The 17,098-nt window shown below is 62.2% G+C and carries 15 protein-coding genes; 4 read left to right on the top strand and 11 right to left on the bottom strand.

Translation table 11 applies throughout. The annotated features are described in order from the left end of the window. Positions 1-97 precede the first annotated feature (97 nt). Complete coding sequence (locus M3P21_RS19175) at positions 98-964, bottom strand: NAD-dependent epimerase/dehydratase family protein (protein ID WP_249712656.1); 867 nt, start codon at positions 962-964, stop codon at positions 98-100. 86 nt (positions 965-1,050) lie between these two features. Between M3P21_RS19175 and M3P21_RS19170 the strand changes: the two genes are divergently transcribed. Together M3P21_RS19170 and M3P21_RS19165 are read left to right on the top strand one after the other, a co-directional pair. Beyond that, the gene (locus M3P21_RS19170) at positions 1,051-2,178 is read left to right on the top strand and encodes a polysaccharide biosynthesis/export family protein (RefSeq protein WP_249712654.1); all 1,128 of its coding nucleotides are present in this window, start codon (positions 1,051-1,053) and stop codon (positions 2,176-2,178) included. Positions 2,179-2,519: 341 nt separating this feature from the next. Further along, entirely contained in the window at positions 2,520-3,242 is a 723-nt protein-coding gene (locus M3P21_RS19165) for a class I SAM-dependent methyltransferase (protein ID WP_249712653.1), read from the top strand. Here the strand turns inward: M3P21_RS19165 and M3P21_RS19160 are convergent. The 5 genes from M3P21_RS19160 to rfbC form a co-directional block, all read right to left on the bottom strand. Then, complete coding sequence (locus M3P21_RS19160) at positions 3,239-4,492, bottom strand: glycosyltransferase (RefSeq protein WP_249712651.1); 1,254 nt, start codon at positions 4,490-4,492, stop codon at positions 3,239-3,241. The genes M3P21_RS19165 and M3P21_RS19160 overlap by 4 nt on opposite strands. Continuing rightward, a complete protein-coding gene (gene rfbA / locus M3P21_RS19155; protein WP_249712648.1) occupies positions 4,489-5,361 on the bottom strand; it encodes a glucose-1-phosphate thymidylyltransferase RfbA in 873 nt (290 codons plus the stop codon). The genes M3P21_RS19160 and rfbA overlap by 4 nt, the downstream gene beginning before the upstream one ends. Then, entirely contained in the window at positions 5,358-6,209 is an 852-nt protein-coding gene (gene rfbD, locus M3P21_RS19150) for a dTDP-4-dehydrorhamnose reductase (protein ID WP_249712646.1), read from the bottom strand. Before rfbD ends, rfbA begins: the two co-directional genes overlap by 4 nt. Positions 6,210-6,312: 103 nt before the next feature. Next, complete coding sequence (gene rfbB / locus M3P21_RS19145; RefSeq protein ID WP_249712644.1) at positions 6,313-7,365, bottom strand: dTDP-glucose 4,6-dehydratase; 1,053 nt, start codon at positions 7,363-7,365, stop codon at positions 6,313-6,315. Further along, the gene (rfbC, locus tag M3P21_RS19140) at positions 7,362-7,922 is read right to left on the bottom strand and encodes a dTDP-4-dehydrorhamnose 3,5-epimerase (protein ID WP_249712642.1); all 561 of its coding nucleotides are present in this window, start codon (positions 7,920-7,922) and stop codon (positions 7,362-7,364) included. The genes rfbB and rfbC overlap by 4 nt, the downstream gene beginning before the upstream one ends. Positions 7,923-8,194: 272 nt before the next feature. On the opposite strand from rfbC, the gene M3P21_RS19135 reads away from it, so the two are divergent. Beyond that, the gene (locus M3P21_RS19135) at positions 8,195-9,022 is read left to right on the top strand and encodes a sulfotransferase family protein (protein ID WP_249712640.1); all 828 of its coding nucleotides are present in this window, start codon (positions 8,195-8,197) and stop codon (positions 9,020-9,022) included. Positions 9,023-9,159: 137 nt separating this feature from the next. Then, positions 9,160-10,383: a glycosyltransferase gene (locus M3P21_RS19130; RefSeq protein WP_249712638.1), complete on the top strand. Its 1,224-nt coding sequence runs from the start codon at positions 9,160-9,162 to the stop codon at positions 10,381-10,383. On the opposite strand, the gene M3P21_RS19125 is transcribed toward M3P21_RS19130, so the two are convergent. The 5 genes from M3P21_RS19125 to M3P21_RS19105 form a co-directional block, all read right to left on the bottom strand. Continuing rightward, positions 10,357-11,544 carry an NAD-dependent epimerase/dehydratase family protein gene (locus M3P21_RS19125; protein WP_249712636.1) on the bottom strand — a complete coding sequence of 396 codons (1,188 nt, stop codon included), beginning with the start codon at positions 11,542-11,544 and terminating at the stop codon, positions 10,357-10,359. The genes M3P21_RS19130 and M3P21_RS19125 overlap by 27 nt on opposite strands. Before the next feature lie 181 nt (positions 11,545-11,725). Next, positions 11,726-12,619 (bottom strand): glycosyltransferase family 2 protein, encoded by an 894-nt coding sequence (locus M3P21_RS19120; RefSeq protein WP_249712634.1) that lies wholly within the window; start codon positions 12,617-12,619, stop codon positions 11,726-11,728. After that, a complete protein-coding gene (locus M3P21_RS19115; RefSeq protein WP_249712632.1) occupies positions 12,616-13,683 on the bottom strand; it encodes a glycosyltransferase family 2 protein in 1,068 nt (355 codons plus the stop codon). The genes M3P21_RS19120 and M3P21_RS19115 overlap by 4 nt, the downstream gene beginning before the upstream one ends. A 107-nt stretch (positions 13,684-13,790) precedes the next feature. Then, positions 13,791-16,043: a GumC family protein gene (locus tag M3P21_RS19110; RefSeq protein WP_249712630.1), complete on the bottom strand. Its 2,253-nt coding sequence runs from the start codon at positions 16,041-16,043 to the stop codon at positions 13,791-13,793. Further along, positions 16,040-17,095 (bottom strand): NAD-dependent epimerase/dehydratase family protein, encoded by a 1,056-nt coding sequence (locus tag M3P21_RS19105; RefSeq protein WP_249712628.1) that lies wholly within the window; start codon positions 17,093-17,095, stop codon positions 16,040-16,042. The genes M3P21_RS19110 and M3P21_RS19105 overlap by 4 nt, the downstream gene beginning before the upstream one ends. Positions 17,096-17,098: the final 3 nt, after the last annotated feature.

Genomic DNA, 17,098 nt, shown 5'->3' with positions numbered 1-17,098 from the left:
AACTCAAAACAACATGCAATAGATTTACCACGTTGCTGCGCCTTTCGGAAAGCTCGAAACGGGGCGGTATACAGCGATAGCGGGCAATCGGTTGCCGTTACGTGCCGGGTGTCAGGCGGTTCCGTTGGGCGACCATAACCTCTGGCTGGCTGTCGGCTGTGGCAAAACCGGTTACCCGCTCCAGCATTGCCACCGATAGCCGTACTTCAGCAATCGCGCGACCCGTGGCCGGGCGCGCTGTCCAGTCCAGCCCGGCTGCATCCAGAAGCGCGCCCATCTCAACCACCCCGGGAGCAGCGACGTTCAGTATCGCGGGCAGGTCCGGCGTGGCGCAGAGGTCGGACAGCACCCGCGCCAGTGTTTGCGGGCCGATATAGCTGCGCCGCGGGGTCCGCCCGTCCGGAAACCGGTCCAGCGCGAAGCCGGGCCGCCAGTTGCCGAGAATAGCGTCCGCCCCGGCCACATTGCCGATTCTGAGCGACGTGACCCGGACCCCCAACCGGTCGGCCAGCTTGACGCAGGCCTCCTCCATGTCAGCCTTGGCGCGGCCGTAATCCGACACCGGCGTCGGCGCCATCGTTTCGCTCAGCAAGCCGGTTCGGGAACCGTAGATGGCTGCCGATGAGGTCAGCAGGACCCGTGCGCCGGTCTCGGCTCCGGCCCGGACCGCCGCCTTGGCCAGCGCGGTGTTGTCCGTCATGCATCCATCCGCCTGCGCGGCCCGCTCAGGTGTCACCCCGCCCAGGCACAGGATGACATCCCGGCCCCGGGCCGCTTCGGCCAGCGCGCGACCCGCATTCCCGTCCAGAGGGTCAAAAACCGCCCAGTCCAGGCTTCGGTCCGCCTGCGGCCTGCGGGCCTGCCAGCGCACCCCCTCGCCGATCGCGGATGCGGCCCAGAAATGCTGCAGCATCCGGCCAATCCGGCCTGTCGCTCCGGTCACAAATATTTGCGGAAATTGCATGAGTCCCTTCGTTCAGGTTGACGCTCGTTACGATACGGGTATCTTTCCGGCAGAAAAAAACAATAACCTTGTACCGGGCAGTTCAGATGCGGTTTCTGTTCCATATTCTCGTTATGGCCGGTTTGATCCTGCTCACTGCATCCTGCAGCCGTGGGCGGTTGCCGGGTGGTGCGCCCGTCAGCGAAGAGATACTGGAACAAGCCGCCGAGGAAAGCCCGGATTTCGCGCTCTATTCTATCAGCCGCGCTTTTTTGCCAGCCGTGGCGCAATGGCCGCCCACGGGCAAGCAGGAAAACCTGAACTGGCTTGCCAACAATGCAGGCGCCAAGACCCAGATCATCCAGCCCGGGGACAGGCTGACCCTGCAGATCTGGGACAGCGGCGAGAACTCGTTGCTGACCTCGATCGAACAGAAGGCCGTTCAGCTGCAGGATGTCACCGTCGCTGCAAACGGCGCGGTCTTTATGCCTTATGTGGGCAATATCAGCGTGATCGGCCTGACCCCCGATCTGGCCCGCGAAAAGCTGCAATCGGAGCTGGAGGTGATCGTGCCATCGGCACAGCTGCAGTTGGAAATGACCGAGGGGCGCAACAATTCGGTCGATCTGGTCAGCGGTGTGGCCCAGCCCGGCATTTACCCCATGCCCGACCGCAACTTCACCATTCTGGGCCTGATCTCGGCGGGGGGCGGCATCAGCTCCACGCTCAACAATCCGCAGGTCCGGCTGATCCGTGGCAAGGCGATCTACGGCACCTCGGTGGACCGGCTGCTCAACCAACCGCGGCTTGATACGCTGCTGCGCGGCGGCGACCGTGTTTTCGTCGAAGAAGACGAACGCTATTTCCTGTCCTTCGGCGCGACCGGCCAGGAGGCGCTGCATCCGTTCACCAAGGACAAGATATCGGCCATGGACGCGGTCGTGATCATGGGGGGGCTGCAGGACAACAAGGCTGACCCCAAAGGGTTGCTGATCCTGCGTGAATATCCCGGAGCGGCAGTACGTGCCGATTCCAAGGGGCCAAAACAGGCACGGGTGGTGTTCTCGGTCGATCTGACCAGCGCTGACGGGTTGTTCTCTGCGCGTCGGTTCCAGATCAATCCCGACGATCTGCTGATCGCCACGGAATCGCCGATCAACGATGTGCTGACCGTCTCGAACATCATCGGCAACTTCGTCGGCGTGTTCAACGCGACCCAGAACCTGTCGAACTGAACGACGACCGGAACGGTTGGTGGCAATCCGACATCGCTTGAGCGAGCAGGGTTCCGGTCGGGATGAACGTGCGGCAACCGCCCGACCTGCCCCGGTATATCCCAGATGCTTTTATTGATCTCAATGATCACTCCGAAGCTTTCCGTCTCATCTCCCGCCGATGTCGCTTCTCCGCGCAATTCACATCAACGGGAGCCAGGAAACAGCCGGTCAACATAAACCCGATTGTTTCCCTGTTGCATTGCCCGATCCGTGACCCTTGACGTCCCTCCGGGTCTGCAGAATGCTTCGGGCAATTGTTGAAGTGATCATATGGTCGGAATTTCAGGAACAGGTTCGAAGTGACGGAAGCGACCCAACCAGACATCGAATCGTCCACCGAGACTTATGCCAAGCGCTTTGCCGGACCCACGGGCCGCTGGCTGCTGGACCGGCAGACCGTGATCCTGCGGGAGTTCATGACGCCGTTTCAGGGCGCGCAGGTGCTGGATGTGGGCGGCGGGCATGCCCAGATCGCGCCGCCGCTGGCGGCAGACGGGCATGACGTCACGGTTCTGGTCAGCGTGGCCAGCGCCGGGGACCGGCTGCGGCACCGACCCGAAGCCACGCCTGAGATCGTGGTCGGAGACCTGACCCACCCGCCGGTTGAAGACCGCGCCTTCAATGTGGTGACCGCCTTTCGCATGATGGCCCATATTGCCGACTGGCAGGCCTTTGTCGGCGGGCTCTGCCGGGCCTCAAGCGATGCGGTGATCATCGATTTTCCCAACCCGTCCGGGGCCAATGGACTGGGGTCTTTGCTGTTCCATGCCAAGAAGCTGATCGAAAAGGACACAAGGCGGTTCCGCAATATCTCGCTGGCCGAGGTGACCGAGACTTTTGAAGCAAACGGGTTTCGGGTCGACATGCATGACGGGCAGTTCGTCCTGCCCATGGCGCTGCACCGCGCACTGAAAAAACCCGGCCTCTCCGGGCTGCTAGAAAAGCCCTTCGCGCCACTGGCCACGCGTTATGGAAATCCCATCATCCTGCGCGCCCGCCGGATCGGAACGTCCGCACCCTAGCCGGGCAGCGAAATCCAGCGGTCGCTCGGCACCAGACTGTTCATTTGCCGGATATGTTCAGGCAGGCAGCGGGTCATGAAATCATATGTGCCCACCACATGCGCGCGCGCCGCCGGGCCGATATGGGCGTAATCGCCGGGATTGGCCAGCACGTCCACCACCTGATCGGCCAGCTTGCCGGGATCGAAGAAATCCACCAGCAGGCCAGTTTCGCCATGAGTGATCGCCTCACGCACCGAAGCCACATCCGAGCTCACCACCGTGGCCTGCATCGCCATCGTCTCCAGCAGCGACCAGGACATCACAAACGGCATGGTCAGTGCGATATGGCAGCGGCTGAGCTGCACGATCCGGCAATATTCGGTATAGGGCACCCGGCCCAGGAAATGCACCCGGTCCCAGTCGAGCATGTGGCCGACCTCATCCTCCATCTCGCCGCGGAAACCGTGCGGATGGGTGCTCTGACGTCCGTAGGAGACCTCATTGCCGCCGATGATCAGTACCCGTGCCTTGGGGCGCTCGGACAGGATCCTGGGCAGAGCGCGCATGAAGATATGAAACCCCCGGGCGCGCTCCATGTTGCGAGCCATATAGGTAAAGATCTCATCCTCACGGGTGATCGCGCGGCCCAGCCGCGACAGGCTCAGACTGGCACCCGGATCGGGGGCCAGCAGATCGGTACGGATGCCGTCATGACAGGTGTAGAATTTCGAATGAAAACTCTCGGGGAAGGTATTTTTCTGCCACTCAGTGGGCACATGACCCAGATCGACGCTCTGGATATTGGCGAAAGGCACCATGTTGCGGGCATGGTTCAGGAAAGGCACACTTTCTGTAACCACTTCATCGGGGTCGAAGCCCACGAGCCCGCCTTCCATGTTGTAGAAATATTCGAAGAAGCCCAGGATCGGCACGTCCGGCCAGATCTGCTTGAAGAAACTTAGCTCGCCCCAGCCGGTGTGGCCCAGCACCAGATCCGGCTTGAAGCCCTGACTGCGCTCCAACTGCCGCGCCGCCATCGCCGCACCAAAGCCTGCGCCGGCAGCCTCTTCCCAGACCTTGCTCAGCCCATAGGCATTTTCGGCAGGGCGGTGATGGGTCTTGTACTGAACGGTTTTCACCCCCGCGATCTGCGGCGCCGGGTCGCGCTGGGTCAGAAACACCAGCTCATGCCCGCCTTGCGCCGCCAGCCACTGGACCAGTTCACGGTACTGGCCCGGCATGTTCTGATGTACGAACAGAATTTTCATTTCAAAAGCCCCGCCAGATAGGTGCCATACGCGTTCTTGGAAAACATCTCGACGCGCGCGCGCAACGCGTCGGTGCTGATCCAGCCTGCCTGATAGGCGATCTCTTCGGGACAGCCGGTCTGCAACCCCTGGCGTTCCTCCAGCGTGCGCACGAAATTGCCCGCATCCAGCAGGCTGGCATGGGTGCCTGTATCAAGCCAGGCATAACCGCGCCCCATGGTTTCGACCCGCAAGCACCCCTCCTCCAGATACATCTGCAACAGATCGGTGATCTCCAGCTCGCCGCGGGGCGAAGGTTTGACCCGGCGCGCGCGCTCGGGCGCGGTGCCGTCAAGGAAATAGAGCCCGGTAACCGCATAGTTCGAGGGCGGGTGCGTGGGCTTTTCGATGATCTCTTTCGCCTGGCCATCCCTGTCGAAATCCACCACGCCATAGCGTTCGGGATCGGCCACGTGATAGCCGAAGACGGTGCCGCCCGATGCTTGCGCATCTGCTGCCGCCAGCAACTTCGGCAGGCCATGGCCAAAGAAGATATTGTCGCCCAGCACCAGCGCGCTGGGGCTGCCCGCCAGGAAGTCTTCGGCCAGAATAAAGGCCTGCGCCAGCCCGTCGGGGCTGGGTTGCACCACATAGGTCAGCGACACGCCCCACTGACTGCCATCGCCAAGCGTGCGCTTGAACTGGTCCTGATCCTGCGGCGTGGTGATCACGCATATCTCGCGGATGCCCGCCAGCATCAGCACCGACAGCGGGTAATAGATCATCGGCTTGTCATAAAGCGGCAAGAGCTGCTTGCTGACCGCCATGGTGATTGGATAGAGCCGCGTGCCGCTGCCCCCCGCCAGAATGATCCCCTTGCGTGTGCTCACCGGGTCTCTCCCAAATCGTTCAGAATATCGCGTAAACCTGTTTTCCAGTCCGGACGGCTAATACCGAATGTCGCCGCTAGTGAGGAACAATCAAGGCGGGAATTGAGCGGCCGACGCGCCGGGGTCGGATAGGCGCTGCTGGGGATGTCCTCGACCGCGCAGCTTATGCCCGCCTGCGCGAAGATCTCGCGCGCGAAATCAGCCCAACTGGCGTCCGGGTGGCCTGCAAAATGATAGAGGCCCGCTTTGCCCGGATCGTCGCCCAACTGCCCGGCCATCTCCAGACAGGCCGCCGCGATATCGCGCGCAGGCGTCGGGCCGCCGATCTGATCCGCCACGATACTCAGGCGGTCGCGTTCCGCCCCCAGCCGCAGCATGGTCTTGACGAAATTGCTCCCATGCGCCGAGACCACCCAGGAGGAGCGCAGAATGGCCGAGGGCCCGCCTGCCGCCGAGATTGCCTGCTCACCGGTCCGTTTCGAGCGCCCGTAAGCGCCCAACGGCCCGGTTGTGTCTTCCGGTTTCCAAGCGGTCTCACCTGCTCCGGAAAATACGTAATCCGTCGAAATAGAGACAAAGGAAATGCCCAGAGCCGCGCATTCCCGCGCCATCTCGCCCGGTGCCGTGCCATTGATTGCTGTGGCCAGCACCTCGTCTTCCTCGGCGCGATCGACAGCGGTGTAGGCGGCGGCGTTGATCACGGCATCGGGCTGCGCCACCCGGATCGCCGCCGCGCAAGCACCGGATTCCGCCAGATTCGCCGCCGCCCGGTCCAGGCAGGTCACGCCCGCATGGCCTGCCAGTTCCCGCGCCACCTGGCCGGTTTTGCCGAAAACGAGAATGGTCATGGGTGTCTTCTCCGGGTTTCTTCCTGCGCCAGATACGCCCACCAGAGGCGTGATTTCTTGATGCCTCCGGTGGGGATATTTTCAGCCAGATGACGCATGCGGATCAGGCTTTGACCCCCAGCCGCTCGCCCACGCCTGACCGGTTTTGCAACGCACGCCACCAGGCCTCGTTGTTCAGATACCAGTCCAGGGTTTTCTCCAGCCCCTGTTCCAGCGTCACGCTGGGCCGCCAGCCCAGCTCGTCGCGGATGCGGGTCGGGTCGATGGCATAGCGCAGATCGTGACCGGGGCGGTCAGCGACAAAGGTGATCTGCTCGCAATAGGGTCTACCCCTGGGCTTTTTGCGGTCGAGAATGGCGCAGATCATCCGCACCAGATCGATATTTTTCACCTCGTTCTCGCCGCCGATATTGTAGCTGCGCCCCAGCGCCCCCTTTTGCACCACCAGCAGAAGCGCCTCGGCGTGATCCTCGACATAAAGCCAATCGCGTACATTCTCGCCCGCGCCATAGACCGGGATCACCTTGCCCGCCAAGGCGTTCAGGATCACCACCGGGATCAGTTTCTCGGGGAAATGATAGGGGCCATAATTGTTCGAACAATTGGTCAGCACCACCGGCAGCCCGTAGGTCTCGTGCCAGGCGCGCACCAGATGGTCGCTGGCCGCCTTGGAGGCCGAATAGGGCGAGCGCGGATCATAAGAGGTCTCTTCGGTGAACTGGCCATCGCGGTCGGGATCGGGACCCAGCGAGCCATAGACCTCGTCGGTCGAGATATGGTGGAAACGGAATTGTTCGGGCTTGCCCTGCCCCACCCAATAGGCGCGCGCGGCCTCCAGCAGGGTATAGGTGCCGGTCACATTGGTCTCGATGAAACTGCCGGGCCCGTCGATCGAGCGGTCCACATGGCTCTCGGCGGCCAGATGCATCACCGCATCCGGGTGATGGTCGGCAAACACCGTATCAAGGGCGGCGCGATCGCGGATATCAGCCTCTACAAAGGCATATCCCGGCGCGGTACTGACCTGCGCCACGTTGTCCAGACAGGCCGCATAGGTCAGCGCATCGAGGTTGACCACCTGATGCCCGTCGCGGATCGCCCGGCGCACCACCGCCGACCCGATGAACCCGGCCCCGCCGGTGACCAACAGCTTCATGCCGCGCCCTCCCATAAAAAGGGGCTATCGAATTCGGCCAGCGCGGGGGCTATGGCATCCTTGTCGCTCAATATCGGATCACCGGCAAAGCCCCAGTCAATGCCGCAACTGTCCCAGCGCACTGCGCCGTCGCAGTCGGGGGCGTAGTAATCGGTGCATTTGTAGCAGATCTCGGTATCCGGCTCGCGGGTGACGAAGCCATGCAGGAAGCCGGTTGGAACAAGCAGCTGTTTGCCGTTCTCGGCGCTCAGATCCACGCCCGTCCAGTGCCCGTAGGTAGGGCTGCCCTTGCGGATATCGACCACCACGTCAAAAAGTGCCCCGCGCCCACAACGCACCAGCTTGTCCTGCGCGTGGGGCGGCGCCTGAAAATGCAGCCCCCGGACCGTGCCCGCCCGCGCTGAGAGCGAATGGTTATCCTGTACGAAATCCAACTCAATACCGAAGTCAGTCAGTGTGCGCCGATTCCAGCTTTCACTGAAGAAACCCCGCACATCCCCGAACCGCGCCGGTGTCAGAACCAGAATCCCCGACAGCGCGGTCCGCTCAATCTCCATGCAACGAGTCCTTTCGAATTCCGCCGTATTTTCATACAAATGGCGGGCTGCACCACAACCGTAATCGTGCTTGCACCGGGTGGCCAGTTCAACCGTGTACATCATCTGCAATGTGGGGTTCGAACCATGGTTGGCACCTGTACCCCGAGCGCGTAAAGTCCCCTTGGTTTCATTTGCGTATGCGAAAAAGGCATGTAATTGACGACAGCTTTCTTGATTTTCCGTCCCATTCCGCTGCCCGCATTTCTACAGCCCGTATCAAAGGCACAGGAATGAGCGATCAGATTCTTCCCGACGTGATCGTCATCGGTGCGATGAAGGCGGGTACCACCAGCCTCTATGAGCATATGTCACGGCATGGCCAGATCGGCGTATCTGCTGAAAAGGAAACGGATTTCTTCGTCGTCGGCAAGAACTGGTCGCGCGGGCTGGATTGGTATCACAGCCAGTTTCGACCCGGTTCCGAGATTTATGCCGAGGCCTCGCCCAATTACACCAAGCGAAACATCTTTGCGGGGGTGCCCGAACGGATCGCGGAAACCATCCCGGACTGCAAATTTATTTTCCTTACCCGAGACCCGGTCCGGCGCGCCGAAAGCGAGTATCGCCATATAGCGCTGAGCGGCACGCCGACGCCGGATGTGCGCGACCTGCCCAAGTCTCAAATCCTGCGGCACCTCATCGACAACAGCAGCTATGCGGCGCAGCTGGATCCCTATCTCACCCTGTTCCCGCGCGAGAACTTCCTGATCCTGGAATTCGAAGCTCTGGTGCAGAACCCCCGGGCCGTGTTGAGTTCGGTGGCCGGGTTTCTCGGCGTTCGCGACGAATGGTCGGACGCGGAAGAGATCGCATCCAACTCTGCGGAATCGCTGGCACGACTGCCCCCCTGGGTCTTTGCGCTCCGGGAAACACGGCTTGCTTCGGCTCTGAAACGCCGGTTGTCGCGTGACGCGATAAGCCAGCTGAAATCCTTGGTCAGCAAGGGGCGCGCTGCACGCCGGACAGAGCCACTGCCCCGGGAGATCAAGGAGATGATCGCCGCAGCATTGACCGAAGATCAAATCCGACTCACAAAAATCCTGAATCAGGCGCCGTGATCGGCGGCATGCGGGTTGCGGTTGGTGCTTGAAAAACGGGGTGAGTTTGGGCCTTATCGCAGCGAATGAGCGCGGTATGCGACACAAATGTGCCAACCTTTGCAAATAGGATTTCGGTATTGGTTGAGGAAAAGCATGTGGCACAGGAAAAACAAGACGCGTCCGCGCCGGATCAGGCGGCGGCAGACCGTCCGGTACTCCGCATGGTTTTTCTTGGCAGTGATGCCACGAATCCGACCCTGATCCTGCGCATCCGGTCGTTTTTGCGGGCCGGGGCCGATGTCACCGGCTTCACCTTCCGGCGGTGGAAATTCAACACCGACTATCAGCCGGAATGGGCAAACATCCATCTTGGCAGGACCGTGGACCGCAACTATCTGCGCCGACTGCCAAGCCTGCTGCGCGCGCTTTATGTTGTTGCGCAGCACCGTCAGGTGCTGCGGCGGGCGGATGTGATCTATGCCCGGCAGATCGATCTGCTGCTGCTTGGGCTTCTGGGTAAATGGCTATCCGGCAGCCCGGCCCGGATGGTGTATGAGGTCGAAGACATTCAGGAGGTGTTTTTCAAGAAGACGCTCCAGGGCAAGATCTTTCGCTGGCTCGAACGTTGGGCGCTGAAACATGTTGATCTTCTGGTGCCGCTGTCTCCGGGCTTCCTGCGCGGATATTTCCAGCCGGTGCAGAATTATACCGGGCCGAGCTTCGTGCTCGAGAACAAGATCCAGCTCGGCGATCAGTCCGATGAACCGACCCGTGCCGGTCGTGTTTGGGAAGAGATCACCGATCGCTGGGTGATCGGCTGGTTCGGCACGTTGCGCTGCCCGAAATCCATGGCACTGCTGGAGGAAGTCGCCGAGCGGCTCGGCCCCAAGGTCGAGATCTACACGCGCGGCTATCCCACAGAAACCGGGCTTGACGCCTATATGGAGATCGTCAACCGGCATCCGAACTGGACCTATGCGGGCGAATACACCATCCCGGGCGATCTCGAAGAGATGTATGGGCGGGTGCATTTCTCGTGGTGCCTCGATTTTCTCGACGAGCATGGCAATTCGCCGCTGCTGCTGGCCTGCCGCATGTATCAGGGCGGGTTTTACGGGGCGGTGCCGCTGGTGCCGGCGGGATCGGAAATGGATCGCTGGGTCAGCGAAGCCGGCATCGGGCATGCGCTTCCCGCCCCCTACGCAGAACCGATTGCCCGGTTCCTGGAGAACACCACGGTGGAGGCCTATCGGGAAGAACGGGCCGAGATCATGGACCGGCGCCGGGATCTTTTTCTGGAGGACGGTACGGATACACGAGCCCTGCTCGATACGATCCGGGAAATTGCGCCCTCATATGCCGGGTTTAAGAAACTCTGACTTGTCCGGTGACTGGGTGGCAAGAATATCGGTAATATCCGCAATCTCTGCCGCGAGGATATCCTCGAAGGTATTGGGTTCGAACCCCAAGGACGTCAGTATTGTGCGGCTGACCTCGAATTCGTTGTCTTCAGGCTCCCGGCGCGGGTTTTTCAGATAGTCTATCTTGGCGCCGGTCAATGCCGACACCCGTGCCGCCAGAGCGTTGAGCGTGCAAATCTCGGAATACTGGTTCACGATCCTCACCCGTTCGCCGGGTTCGGGCGGTGTCTCTGCTGCCAGCGTGATGCAGGTCAGCATATCCCTGATGTGAATGAAGGCCCTGGCCTGCTCTCCGCTGCCATAGACGGTCAGCGGCGTGCCATCGATCGCCTGCACGATAAAGCGGTTCACGACCGTTCCAAAAATCGGGTCGTGATCGAAGCGGTTCACAAGATGTGGATTGCGGCGTGTTTCGGCGGTCTGGGTGCCCCAGACGACGCCCTGGTGCAGATCGGTAATTCTCAGCCCGTAATACTGGTTGTAAAAGGCGAACAATTGTTGATCGAGCACCTTGGTCAAATGGTAGACCGAATCCGGTTTGCCGGGATAGACGATCTCCTTTTTTACGTCCCGGCCATCCGGGCCATGCGCGGTGACGCGCAAGTAACCTTCGGGAAGTTGCAACCCGGCGTTGGCATATCCGTAAACGCCGATGGTGCCGAGATGGATCAGGTGCGGGTCCAGACCTGTTTCTGCCAGGGCCGCCAGCAGATTATGCGTGACACGAACATTGTTATCGATCGAATAGCGCGCCCCCTCGGAGGAGCGCATTGAATACGGCGCCGACCGTTGTTCGGCAAAATGCACGATGATATCCGGCTGAAGTTCGGCCAGAAGATTGCGCAACGCCGGATAATCCGTGGCCAGATCGAACCGGAACAGCCCCATGTGATTGCCGCTCTCGCCAGCCCAGGCCAGGATACGCTCCGGCAGGCTGCTGATCATGGTCAGCGAGCGAACCTTGAGTTCGGCATCGATTTGGCGTCGGGATTCATTGTCCAGAATAGCAACATTTGCGCCCAGGGAAGAGAAGCGCAACGCGGTGGGCCACCCACAAAAGCCGTCTCCACCGAGAATAAGAACTGTTCTGCCCTTAAAGTCAGGCGCGCTGGCAGTCATCTTTTATTTCAGGCTCTATGAAGAGTTTGGCTACACTTAAACGATAGTGGAAGCACCGCTTCGGTACAAGCGAAACAATTGCTCACGAACTGCCTGGAAGCCGGGATGGGCCCCCGATTGCAAACGCGATCACAAGCGCCGCGCCCCATGACAAACTTAGTGCAGCGATTAGACACAGTTGCTAGCCTCGGCCATAGATTTCGGGCTGTGCAAGCGACAGGCACCCGCTGATCACGCCCAGATGCATCGCCCCGCGCAGATACCAGAACCGGCACCGGTCCGGCGACCAGCAGGTCGCCAACATCATCGCGGCGCAGAACAGCGCCTTGGCTGCGGCACTGGCCATCAGCGCGGTGCGTGTCGGTATCCCCCCGGCGCGGGCGGCAAAGCTTTGCCCGGCGCGGTATTTGCGCCGCAACAGCCAGGAAAGCTCCAGCCGGTCGGGCGCAACCGCTTCACGAACGATGGCCTCTTCGCAGATCTCGAACCGGGCCCCGGCGTGGTGCAGGCGAAAGAAGAGTTCGGTATCCTCGCCCCCCGACCGGCCCCTCGCCAGATCGAAGCGCTGGTCCTGCCAGGGCGCGCCGCGCCAGCGTAAGAGCGCATTGCAGGTATGACCGGTCTCAACCTCGTCGCCGCGGCGGGCGGGATGGTTGGAATGGTGGTCCTGCTGCCGCATCCAGCCGGGCGCCTCGGGGCCGTATTCGGCCAGCGCGGGACCAAAGACCGCATCCGCTCCGGTCTGCGTGGCACAGGCCAGGAGGCGGGCCAGCCAATCCGGCTCGGCGCGTTCGTCATCGTCGAGAAAGGCGACCCAATCAGCGTTGGCAGCATCGAGACAGGCGTTGCGCGCGATCGAGATGTTGCGGGCAGGCGCATGTACATATTGCACAGGGACAGACAGCGATGCGGCGGCGTCCTCGACCGTGGCACGGGCGCTGTCGCTATCGTCATTATCGGCCACGATCACCCGGATCGAGACATCTGCGGGCAAATCCTGCGCGGCCAACGAGGCCAGGGTCTCGCGCACTGCGGGGCGGCGAAAGGTGCAGAGCGCAATATCGACGCGTGTCATGTGGGCGTCCCCTCCTGTTCCGGCCGGGCGCGCCTGCGCGCATCGCTGGCGGTCAGCAGGGTCAGGAACCCGGCCCCCCAGGCATTATGCATGATCCCCAGCACCGGCCCGGCCCACAGCCCGCAGGGGCCGCGCAGGCGGACCGCCCCAACGAGCGACACCACCAGCAACGCGGCAAGATAGGCCAGCGGCCAGAGCAGTGTCACCGGGGTCAGCGGCGCGAGTATCAGCCCCGCCATCATGCCCAGCAGGTTGATCACCGGGATCATCTGCCGCGCCCGGGGCCGCATCCGGTGTTTCAGTACCGTGCGGGCCCGACCCCGGCCGTAATTCCAGTATTGCCGCCAGAGCGCGGCGGGGGTGGCGCGCATGCTGTAATCGAGCCGGATATCGGCATCCAGCCACACTTTGCCGCCGGCCAGCCCCAGCCGGTGGTCATATTCGGCGTCCTCATTGTGACTGAAGCTTTCGTCGTAGCCGCCCACGCGCCGGAACCAGTTTAGCCGGAACCCCGCATGGTGGCCGTGATCGACCCAGCCCGACCGCCCACCGCCACGATGGGCCGCACCGCCCGAGCCCAGCGGCGTGTCGACGATCCAGGCGGCGGCACGCTGAAAACAGCCCTCGCCGGTCGCATCCATCGGCGTGGCGAGCGAGGCGGCCTCGGGCCGGGCCGCAAGGCTTTCGGCGACGGCGCGCACATAGCCGGGCGGATAGATCGCATGGGCATCGCAGCGCACCAGGATCTTGTGGCCGGGCTCGGCCATGGTCGCCACCACCGTATTGATCGCTGCCGATTGCAGTCGGCGTGGATTGTCGATCCGTCGCAATGCCGGATAACGGGACTGTAGCGCGTCAACCCGCGCCACAGTCCCGTCCTGACTGCCGCCATCGGCCACCACTACGCATATCCCGGCCATGAAGGGATCGTCACCAATCAGCGAGGCGAGGCAGGCGTCGATATGGGCCGCTTCGTTTAGTGTCGGCACGGCGACGAGGATGTCCTCGGGCGCGCAGGCGGTCGGGTGGCCTGTATGGTGCCGCGCTGACGGGGGATGTTGCATCTTGTCGTTGCTCCTTGTGTGTTGCCACACCGGCTCATATGGGCCTCTCATACAACCGATTTAGGGTCGCGTGGCACAAGGCGGCGGTTCGAGCATGTCCCGCCTGATCAATAATACCCGTAGCCTTCGCCCTTCTGTTCTCTGGCCATGGACAGGACGGCACAGGACAGTTTCGCTGAGGCGTTTCTCAGCAGACGCATGCCGTTTTCCAACTCGCTCGTTGTGGTCTGCCCTTCCGGAACCAGCAGCACGACATTGTCGGCAATCCCGATCAGCGGCACCGCATCCGCAGTGGACAGGAGCGGCGGTGTGTCGAAAATGATTATTTCGAACATTTCCTCAAGGCGGGTGATCAACTGGGTCATCTGCGGAGACATCAACAACGCGGCTGGATCCTTGATCTTTGTCCGGGCGCTGAGAACGAACATGTTTGAGTGCGGATCCGGCTGCAGCGCCTCTTCCAGGGTCACCGAGCCGGTCAGGACATCTACGATGTCCGGGCGCGACGGCATATGCATCATCTTTCCGACATTGCCCCGGCGCAGGTCGGTTTCGACCAGAATGCAGGACTTGCCCATCTGGGCCATCGACCGGCCCAGCATCACGCTGGTCGTTGTCTTGCCGGCATCCGGCCCGCAGGAGATCATCGCCACGCTCTGCCGATCGTCCGGTGCGGATAGCAGCAGATGGCCCCGCAGCGACCGGACCGACTCGGACAGAGCAGAATGCGGTGCCTGCAAAACATATCCCATCGGATCGGGACGGCGCAGCAGCCCGCGCAGCCGCGGCAGGGTCTGCACATGCGCGTCCTGCACGAGGCTGCGTAGCTGAGTCACCGAAGACACCGCATTGTCGCCGATGGAGCGGGCGAACACGACACCCAGGCCCAGAGCAGCGCCAGCGATCAGCCCCAGCGCAACCCCCAGCTTCCTGCGAGGCGCCACCGGAGAAGCGGGCGGTTTCGCGTAGGCAATCACCTGTGCATCCGCCTCCTGCAGATCGACTACCTCGCTGGTCTCGGTGAATTTGCCCAGGAACGTCTCGTAGGTGACGCGGTTGGCGGCCAGTTCGCGTTCGAGCTGCGCCATGGTGACCGCCCGCCCCGACAGCTCCAGTTCCTGCTGTTCGAGCGCGCGCATCTGTTGCCTCAGCGCGGTTTCACGAGCCCGGGCAACCATCTCGAGATTGACCTTGTCATTGCGCAGCCGGGCGATCTCGGTAGCGAGCGCATCCTGGAGCCTATCGATTTCCTCGGTGGCAGCGCGCACCTGTGAGCTGTCCGCGCCGAACCGATTGTTCAACTGGCTCCGGCGCTGCTCTATGGTGGCGATCTCGCCCCGCAGATTATTCAGCAAATCAGAGGAAAACAGCCCCGCCGCCGCTGCCGCCCCGCCGCTTTCCATCAGCGTATCGATCTCTGATAATTCCGAGGCCAGCGACACCTGTTCCGCGCGGGCCGCGCCCAGACGGCTGGACAATTCGCGCAACTGCTGATCCAGCCGTTCCTGCGTGCCGAACCCGTCGGCCAGGTTTTGGTTGCGATAATCGATCACCGCCCGTTCTGAGGCTTCGAGCCGGTCACGCAGACTGCCCAACCGGCTGTCCAGCCCGGCGGTAACCCGCTGGATGGCGCGAAATTTGCGGTTGAGCTGCTCGCGCAGATAGCTATCGACCACCACATTCGGCACCGCGGCGGCCAACTGGCGGTCGCTGGATGAATAGCTGACATCCACCAGATAGGTACTGCCCACCTGCCGGACCCGCAGCCCGGCAGCCAGGGCGCCAACATAATCCGCCTGTTCGCCGAATTGCTCACGCACGGCGGCGGCGGCGCGCACGACCGGATCTGTCGAGGGCGCGCTATCGGTTCCGCCCTGATCGCCCGAGGCGGATGTGTCGCCACCCAGAACCGCCTTGATCTTGTCTTTCACCAGGCCGGATAGGCGCGCAGCCAGAGACGGCTCCGGTTGAGGTTCCTTCAGGGCGGGGTTGAATTCCGGGCGCGACACCAGATCCAGTTGCTCTGACACATCTTTTAGAATCTGCCCGGAGGTGATGATCGCGATTTCCCCGGCAATATCGGCATTGTCCAGGTTGAGTTCCTGGAACAGATTGCCCAGCGTAACATCGGCGCGGTTCTCCTGACCGAGCATGATCTGCGCCGTGGCGGTGAAGGTGGGTGTGGCGCGCAGGACCATGACGGCGGCAAAAAGCGCGCCGAGAAAAGCGCCGAGGGCGATGATCCACCAGCCCTTGCGGATGATCTGCAGCACCCGGGCGAAATCGAGCTGGATATCTGTGCTGCTGCCGGACGTTTCCCAGGGACGCAGCGGGCCGGGGTCGAGAGCATGTCGGTTCATTCGTGTCTTTCTTGCCGGGGCAGATCGCCGGCTCCAGGTGTTGTCATCTCCGTTTTGACCGGTGGCAAATCTCCCCTTGCCCGGTAATCGGCAATGGTATCGGCAATTTCTCCGGCCAGATCCTGTTTCGGCGCATAGCCAAGCATTGTTTCCGCCTTGGAGATATTAAACGCTCTGTTCTTCAGAAAAAAGGCGACACGGCGGCGGAAAAGAGGCGGATCGATGCCCAATGGCACGCAGACCAGTTCGGTGGCATGGGCCAGCGTCATCATCGGCCCGACCGGCAGCCGCAGCCAGGGCTCGGGCACATCAAGCTGGCGGGCGATCTCGCGGGCGGATTCGGCCAGGGTCATGTACTCGCGCCCGGCGATCAGGAAAGCTTCGGCATTCACCTCCTCGGCCATCATCGCCAGCCGGAACGCCTCGGCCAGATCGCGCACGTCGAGCCAGTGCACCAGCGCCTCGCCGCGCCCGATATAGAAGAACCGGCGCTTGGCGATCATCTTGAACAGTTTCAGCATCCGTGTGTCGCCAGGGCCGTAGATCATCGCCGGGCGCAGGATCGCGCCGCAGATCCTGCCCGCGTTGAAATATTCCATCGCGATCAACTCGCCCGCCAGCTTGCTTTCCTGATAGACGTCGCCGGGGCTGAACGGGTAATCCTCAGCCGCGGGGGGATGTTCGATATGGCTGTGCACGCCATTGGTCGAGCAATGCACGAACCGCGGCACGCCCGCCGCGATGGCGGCATCCAGCATGCGGCGCACGCCCTCGGCGTTGATCTCGTGAAACACCTCGTCCGGCAGGTGCCCGACCCGGAACACGGCGGCGATGTGATAGATGCCGGCCACGCCCTCGACCGCCGAGGCCAGGGTTTCGGGTTTCTGCAGATCGCCGATCACCACCTCTTCGGCCAGACCTTTCAGATCCCCGGCCTGTTCGGGTTTGCGCACCATGGCCCGGACCCGGTCGCCACGCGCCACGAGATGTTCCACCAGGTGTCGCCCGACGAACCCGGCGGCCCCCGTGACCAGATAAAGCGGTTTTGTCATGGC

It is taken from the genome of Ruegeria spongiae (genome assembly GCF_023502395.1).
Taxonomy (GTDB): Bacteria; Pseudomonadota; Alphaproteobacteria; order Rhodobacterales; family Rhodobacteraceae; genus Ruegeria_C; species Ruegeria_C spongiae.
Note: the sequence above shows the minus strand (reverse complement) of the source record. Positions and strands in the feature narration are given on the sequence as shown.